This window comes from Luteibacter sp. ME-Dv--P-043b, assembly GCF_030209605.1.
GTDB lineage: Bacteria > Pseudomonadota > Gammaproteobacteria > Xanthomonadales > Rhodanobacteraceae > Luteibacter.
Window position 1 is genome coordinate 45,417 of the sequence record NZ_JARVRT010000027.1, and the last position, 7,059, is coordinate 52,475.

The following is a 7,059-nucleotide window of genomic DNA, read 5'->3' on the forward strand; positions in this document are numbered from 1 at the left end:
TAGTGCGAGACCCGAGGAAGCGATGCGTCGTGTAGATGCCATTCACCCCCAACCGCTGTCGAGGCGCCTCAGGCCGCTGGCCTATGCGCTCGTGGCCGTCGTGGGCCTCGTTCTCGCGTTGACGTGGGTTGCCCTGCAGACCCAGGTGGCTCTCGCCGGTTTCCTCAACGGCGAGAGTCTTTGGGCCAAGGCGCAGAAACAGGCGGTGATCGACCTGGACGAATATGCCGCGCATGGCCGCCCGGGCGACCTGGCCGACTTCCGCCGCAACTTCGCCGTGCTGATGGCCGACCGCGGGTCCCGCGACGCCATTGCCAGCGGCCGCTACAGCAAGGAGGCCGTGGAAGAGGGTTTCGCCCAGGGCGGTGTCATCCCCGAGGCCATTCCCGGCATGGTCTTCATTTTTCGTCACTTCGACGGCATGCCCTATGTCCGCGAAGCCATCGCCCAGTGGCGCTCGGTGGACAGCAGCCTGGCGGAGATCGACCAGATCGCCAACCGCCTGGAGCACGCCTACAGCGGCGGCGTGCCGTCACAGCAGCTCCTGGATGACGAGCGCCGACGCATCGGTGCGCTCAACAGCTACATCGAACCGCGCGCGAAGGCCTTCTCGCTGTATATCGCCAACGGCGCCTCGTGGCTGGGGCGGGTGCTGTTCTTCACCGTGCTGGGTGTGGCGGCGCTGGCGTCACTGCTATGGCTGCGCATGGCCCAGCGGATACTCGCCAGCATCCGCGGGACCGAGGAACGCTACAGCCTGCTGTTCGACAGCGCCGCGGATGCGATCTACATGGTGGACGAGGCCTCGGGGCGCATCCTGGACGCCAACCATCGCGCCGCCGCGTGGGCCGGTTGCCAGCCGGGTGAGCTGATCGGCATCCGGCTGGCCAGCCTGTTCGTCGAGGGATCGGTGTATGCCGGCGTGGGTTCGCTGCGCAACGGCGACGGCAGCGTGCGGCCGGTGGAGACCCAGAGCAGCCTCGTCGTGTGGGGCTCGCGTCACGTATCGCAGGCTATCGTGCGGGACATTTCCGACCGGGTGGCCATGGAGCAGGAGCGCAAGATCGCCTCCGAAGCGCTGGCCAGCATCGCCGAGGGCGTCATCATCGCCGATGCCGACCGGCGGGTGACGACGGCCAACGCGGCGCACACCAAGCTCACCGGCATCCCGCTGCAGGCGTTGCGTCGCACACGCTTCGACGCGACCCGCAGCCTGCCCGACGGCCGTCCGCTGCCGCAAAGCCTCTGGGACGACATCGCGGCCGGCGGCAACTGGCTGGGCGAGGTGGAGAGCCGGCGCGCCGACGGCACCACCTATCCGGAGATGCTCAGCATCAGCACCATCCGCGACAGCGAAGGGCGCCCGCAGCACTACGTGGCCGTCGTCTCCGACATCACCGCGCGTAAGGCCGACCGCCAGCGCCTGCAGCACATGGTCAACCACGACCCGTTGACGGGCCTGGTGACCCGCTCGGAATTCGAACGGCGCTGCGCCGAGGGCATCACGCGGGCCGCCCACCAGCGCGGGGCGGTCGCCGTGCTGTTCGTCGACCTGGACGCTTTCAAGGTGGTGAACGACAGCTACAGTCACGCCACCGGCGACGCCCTGCTGATGCGTGTGGCCGAGCGCATCCGCGCCCAGCTCGCGCCGCACGATGTTGCCGGGCGCATCGGCGGCGACGAGTTCACCGTGCTGCTCGCCGACCTGCGCTCGCGCGAGGAAGCCCTCACGGTGGCCGAGGCGATCCTTGCCGCGCTCGCCCGGCCGTTCGACCTGGGCGACTACGAGCTGTTCGTCAGCGCCAGCATCGGCATCGCCGGTTACCCGCTGGACGGCAACGACGCGGTCACGCTGATCGCGCATGCCGACGCCGCCATGTACGTGGCCAAGACCGAGGAACGCAACGCGCTTCGGTTCTACACGCCGAAGATGCACGCCGATGCGCGACGCCGCCTCAAGCTGGCGTCCGAACTGCGCCAGGCGCTGTCGCGCAAGGAATTCGTGCTGGTGTTCCAGCCCAGCGTGGAAATGAAAACCGGACGCATCGTGGCGGTGGAAGCCCTTATCCGCTGGCGCCACCCCGACCGCGGCAACGTGCCGCCGGACGAGTTCATTCCCATCGCGGAAAGCCTGGGCCTGATCCGCCAGATCGACCATTGGGTGCTGGGTGCCGCGTGTGCGCAATTGAAGCGTTGGGACGATGCCCACCTGCCGTCGCTGCGCATGGCGGTGAACGTGTCCGCAAGTTCCTTCGGCCATCCGGACTTCCTGCCGGCCGTGAGCGAGGCGCTGCGCACGGCTGGCATCGCGCCGGAGCGCCTGCTGGTGGAATTGACCGAAAGCGCGATCCTGCGCCTGGGTGAAGACACCGAGCGCTCGATGCAGTCCTTGCACGACCTGGGTGTGGGCGTGGCCATCGACGACTTCGGTACCGGCTATTCGTCGCTGGCCTACCTCAAGCTGCCCGCGGTGGCGTATCTCAAGATCGACCGTTCATTCGTCACCGGCCTGCCGGACAACGGCAACGATGTGGCGATCACCGAGGCGATGGTGGCCATCGCGCGCAGCCTTGACCTGCATACCATCGCCGAAGGCATCGAAACCGAGGCGCAGCACGAATTCCTGCTGCGTGCCGGTTGCCAGGAAGGGCAGGGCTTTCTTTATTCGCGACCGCTGCCGCCCGACGAGATCGAACGGCTGCTGGCGCCGAACAAGGCGGCCGGCGGCAAGCGGCTGTCGCTGGTACCGCCGCGCAGGGCATGATCGATCGGGGGCTTCGCATCGGCATGACCGGGCCCCATGTACAACGGTCGACGTACCCGCGCTAAGGATGCCCCGTGCCCCACGATTCCCTCGTTTTCCTGTTCGACGTCGACAACACGCTGCTCGACAACGACCGCTTCGGCGCCGACCTCGCGGCGCGCCTCGAGCATGCCGTCGGTGTCGACGGCCGCGACCGTTACAACGCCATCGACAAGGAGATCCGCAGCCAGGTCGGCTACGCGGACTACCTCGGCGCGCTGCAGCGGTTGCGCGGCAACGACGGCGCCACGCCGTACATGGACCTCGCCTTCTTCCTCCTCGATTACCCGTTCGACGAACGTCGTTTCACCGGCGCGCTGGAGGCCGTGGACCATGTACGCACGATGGGACGGCCGGTGGTCATGTCCGATGGCGACACGGTGTTCCAGCCGCGCAAGATTCGCCGCGCCGGCCTGTGGGACGCCTTCCGCGGCGACGTACTGATCTACGTGCACAAGGAGGACATGCTCGACGACATGCAACGTCGCTACCCGGCCGACCATTACGTCATGGTCGACGACAAGCCGCGCATCCTCGTGGCAATGAAGAAGCTCATGGGCGACAAGGTCACCACCGTCTTCGTCAGGCAGGGCCACTACGCGGCGGCGGCCGGCGCCGACCTCGAAGCCACTCCGCCGGATATCACGATCGACGCCATCGGCGACCTGGCCTCGATGCCCGCCGACAGGTTTTCCCGCGCCACCTGACCCGCCGGGACCGCCATGACGGCGCATCCGGCGGGGGGCATCCGGCTGGGGGGGGCATCCGGCTGGGGTGGGTAGGAGCGCACGCACGTGCGCGAACCCTCAGCCCCGAACCGAGGCGAATGAAGCCAAACGTCTAAACGAGCCAGCGTTTCCGTGCATCCGACGTGCGCTCGTCAGACGCCCAAAACCGCCCGCATCCCGCATGAGTACGGCATCGTTCGCCTTATATACGCTGAGGGTTCGCGCACGTGCGTGCGCTCCTACAACGACGAACCCTCGAACCCGCGTCCCTCACCCCGCGTCGAACGCGCCGCGTATCCACTCCGCGGTATCGCCTTCGAAGGCCAGCACGTCGAAACGACACGGACGATGGGCGTCGTGCGGATGCCAGCCCAGCCACAGGTGTGCGGCGCTGATCAGCTTGCGGCGCTTGGCGGCGGTGACCGAGGCCGCGGCGCCGCCGAAGCGGGCATTGCGTCGGTAGCGCACCTCGACGAAGACCAGGATCGGGCCTTCGCGCATGATCAGGTCGATCTCGCCATGGCGGCAGAGGAAGTTGGCCTGCACCAGTCGCAGGCCGCTGGCTCGCAGAAACGACAACGCCGCGCCCTCGAAACGATCTCCGGTGGCGCGGCGCGGTGTGGCGGTCTTCGTTGGTGCGGTCACGCGAACCTCCCGGTTCGCGCCGGCGGGATCAGGCCCCGCCGCTTTCCACGCTGGGGGCCGTGGCCGGCGCTTCGAGCTCCAGGCTACCCGCGACCGGACGGGCCACGCCGTCGGCGAAGCGCGCCCAGATGAGTACGCGCCGTACCCGGCCGAACTCATCCGCCACCAGCTGGCCCGTCGCGCCCGGCAGGTAGCTGCCCGGGTGGCCGCGCATCCAGTCGATGTAGGGCACCAGGCCCCAGGCATCCATGCCGAAGGCGAACAGGCGTGCGGTGACGCCGCGCGTTGCCGGAATGGCGTTGCTCAGCTCGCTGCGCCGGGCGAGACCCGGCTGGGCGTCGAACAGCCAGGGCGCGTCGCAGAATTCCACGCCTTCCAGGTCGCGATCCGCGGTCGGATCGTCGCTGCCCCCATAGACATGGGAGGTGGCGAAGACGGGCAGGGTGTCCTTGGCCAGGCGCAGCTGCGGGATCAGCAGGCGTGCCTGGGGCGGCTTCATGCTGATGAAGACGCCGCTGGTGTCGGGGTCCTGGCCGACCGGCTCGGACAGCTGCGAGGCGAAGTCGATGCTGCCGGAGTCGAGGGTGATCTGGGCCGCCAGCGTACCGCCGCGCGCCTGCCACTCCGCCTTGAAGGCATTGCCAGCACGACGGGCGAAATCGTCCGTGGACACGATGACGGTGGCCGTCTTCATGCCACGGTCGGCCATGTGGTCGGCCACCTGCGCGCCTTCGGTCTCCGGCAACAGGCCGAATTCATTCGCGCCCGACGGCGGCAGGTTCTTGTTGTCGTTGGGATAGTTCAGCGTGAGCATCGGCGCGGGCAACGCGCCCTTGGCAAAGATGGCCGACACGCCGTCACGGTTGAGCGGGCCGACAACGAAGCGCGCGCCCTCGGCTACGGCCTTGTCGTAGGCAGCCACCGCGTGCGCGGCGTCGTTGCCCGAGTCGTACACGGCAACCTCCGGACGCGCGGCACCGGTGCGACCGGCATCCACGTAGTTGGTAAAGAAGCCGTCCCGGATGGCGGCGCCGGCACCGGCGAGCGGGCCACTCAACGGCAGTAGCAGGGCCACCTTGCCGGGCACCTTATAGCCTTCCCTCACGCCCTTGTCGCCGCTGACCGTGCCCACGGCCTGGTCGAGCACGGCCGGCGAGCGGGACACGCTGCCGAGCTGCGACTGCGCTTCCACCACCCACGGCTTCATGGGGTCGTTGGCGGACAGGGCGGCGCTGCGGTCGGCCAGCGGCTGTGCGCCCAGGCCGGTCAGCAGGGCGAGGATCTGCTGGCGGTTCTGCTCGCGGTCGATGCCGCGCAACTGGCCGTCCAGCTCCACCCGGGTTTGCGCCGCGCTCCACGGGTCGTTCGACGCGGCCTGCGCACGCGCGCGAAGCTCGGCCAGCCGCTGCGCCACCTGCGGCGATACGCGGGTCGCGGGCTTGCCAGTCAGCGACAGCGCCGTGGCCGGATCGTTGTTCTTCAGGGCGATTTCGGCGCGCAGCGCGTCCAGTCGCAGCGAGTCTTCGCCTTCCAGCCGCGTGCGGCGGATATCGGCCACGATGGGCGCGGCCCGATCCAGAGCGCCTTCCTGGCGGTACGACTCGGCAGCCAGCAGCTTGTAGTAGTCGCGGCGATCGCCGTCCTGCGCGGCCAGGGCGAGGTAGGCCTGGGCGGCCTGGTCGAACTGGCCCTTGATGTACATGGCCTGCGCCGCCTGCGTCGCCTCACCCGAAGGAGCGGCACCCTGTGGCTGGACGCCGCCCTGGGTCACGCAGCCGGCCAGGCCGGCGCAGATCAGGAGGCCGAGGATCGAGGCACGAATCGGTCGCATCGCTAGTGATTCCTTGATGGGCACGTCGGCCCCCTGGCGGCGCCGAAACGACCGGATGATAGCCCATCGCCCTGCGAGGCCCGCGTGAGGCAGGACGGAGCTTACGTCCCGTAGAGCGCCTTGCGTGGCGCGCCGGTGATGGCGGCGGCGAGCTTGGCCGCCCGGGCGGGCGGCAGTTCGTCCTTCAGGATGGCGAAGACACGCAGTCCCTCCGCCAGGCGCTCGTCTTCGCCGGCCTCGCGACCGGCCACCATCACCACGAACTCGCCGCGCTGCTGGTTCGGGTCGGCCGCCACGCGCTCGACCAGCGCCGCCAGCGAGCCGTCCAGCACCGTTTCGAACATCTTGGTCAGCTCACGCGCGACCACGGCTTCGCGGTCGGCACCGAACGCCTCCCGCATGTCTTCCAGGGATTCGAGGATGCGATGCGACGACTCGTAGAAGATGAGCGTGCGCGACTCACCGGCAAGCTCGGCGAGGCGCGCCCGCCGGGCCCCGGCCTTGGCCGCCAGAAACCCCTCGAAGACGAAGCGGTCGCTGGGCAGGCCGGCCACCGACAGCGCGGCGATCACGGCGCTGGGACCGGGTACGGGGCTGACCTTCAGTCCGGCCGCGCGGGCGGCACGCACCAGGCGGAAGCCCGGGTCGCTGATCAGGGGCGTGCCCGCATCGGACACCAGCGCCACGTCGTCTCCGGCTCGCATGCGTTCGACGAGGCCGTCGACGGCGGTGCGCTCGTTGTGGTCGTGCAGGGCCACCAGTGGCGTGTCGATGCCGAGGTGCTGCAAGAGCGGGCGGGTGTGCCGGGTGTCTTCCGCGGCGATGACCTTCACCCGCCGCAGCGTCTCGATGGCGCGGGCGGCGATATCGTCGCGGTGACCGATGGGGGTGGCGACGACATGGAGCGTGCCGGGGCGGGGCTGGGTCATCGGTGCATCCGGTGGGCGTGGCTGGGCATTGTAGAAGTGGATGTGGGGGGATTGGGATTTGGAGCGGTGGAGCAAGAGCCGGCGGGTGCCACCCTCGTGGCCACGCCTGCGGCGACCCGCTAG

At 69.1% G+C, this 7,059-nt stretch carries 5 protein-coding genes; 2 read left to right on the forward strand and 3 right to left on the reverse strand.

Annotated features, from left to right (window positions below; all coding sequences use genetic code 11):
* Positions 1–22 precede the first annotated feature (22 nt).
* Complete coding sequence (locus QRN34_RS14805) at positions 23–2,764, forward strand: EAL domain-containing protein (protein ID WP_285405566.1); 2,742 nt, start codon at positions 23–25, stop codon at positions 2,762–2,764.
* A 74-nt stretch (positions 2,765–2,838) separates the two neighbouring features.
* Positions 2,839–3,510 carry an HAD family hydrolase gene (locus QRN34_RS14810; RefSeq protein ID WP_285405569.1) on the forward strand — a complete coding sequence of 224 codons (672 nt, stop codon included), beginning with the start codon at positions 2,839–2,841 and terminating at the stop codon, positions 3,508–3,510.
* A 291-nt stretch (positions 3,511–3,801) separates the two neighbouring features.
* On the opposite strand, the gene QRN34_RS14815 is transcribed toward QRN34_RS14810, so the two are convergent.
* The 3 genes from QRN34_RS14815 to rsmI form a co-directional block, all read right to left on the reverse strand.
* On the reverse strand, positions 3,802–4,176 hold the full coding sequence (locus QRN34_RS14815) for a YraN family protein (RefSeq protein WP_285405571.1): 375 nt from the start codon (positions 4,174–4,176) through the stop codon (positions 3,802–3,804).
* A 28-nt stretch (positions 4,177–4,204) separates the two neighbouring features.
* Positions 4,205–6,007, reverse strand: coding sequence for a penicillin-binding protein activator (locus tag QRN34_RS14820; RefSeq protein ID WP_285405573.1), 1,803 nt, complete (start codon positions 6,005–6,007; stop codon positions 4,205–4,207).
* Positions 6,008–6,108: 101 nt separating this feature from the next.
* The gene (gene rsmI / locus QRN34_RS14825; protein WP_285405575.1) at positions 6,109–6,936 is read right to left on the reverse strand and encodes a 16S rRNA (cytidine(1402)-2'-O)-methyltransferase; all 828 of its coding nucleotides are present in this window, start codon (positions 6,934–6,936) and stop codon (positions 6,109–6,111) included.
* Positions 6,937–7,059 lie beyond the last annotated feature (123 nt).

Bases quoted from the DNA above. Each gene is read 5' to 3' on its own strand.
- QRN34_RS14805 (WP_285405566.1), top strand. From the start codon at position 23: ATGCGTCGTGTAGATGCCATTCACCCCCAACCGCTGTCGAGGCGCCTC.
- QRN34_RS14820 (WP_285405573.1), bottom strand. From the start codon at position 6,007: ATGCGACCGATTCGTGCCTCGATCCTCGGCCTCCTGATCTGCGCCGGC.
- rsmI (WP_285405575.1), bottom strand. From the start codon at position 6,936: ATGACCCAGCCCCGCCCCGGCACGCTCCATGTCGTCGCCACCCCCATC.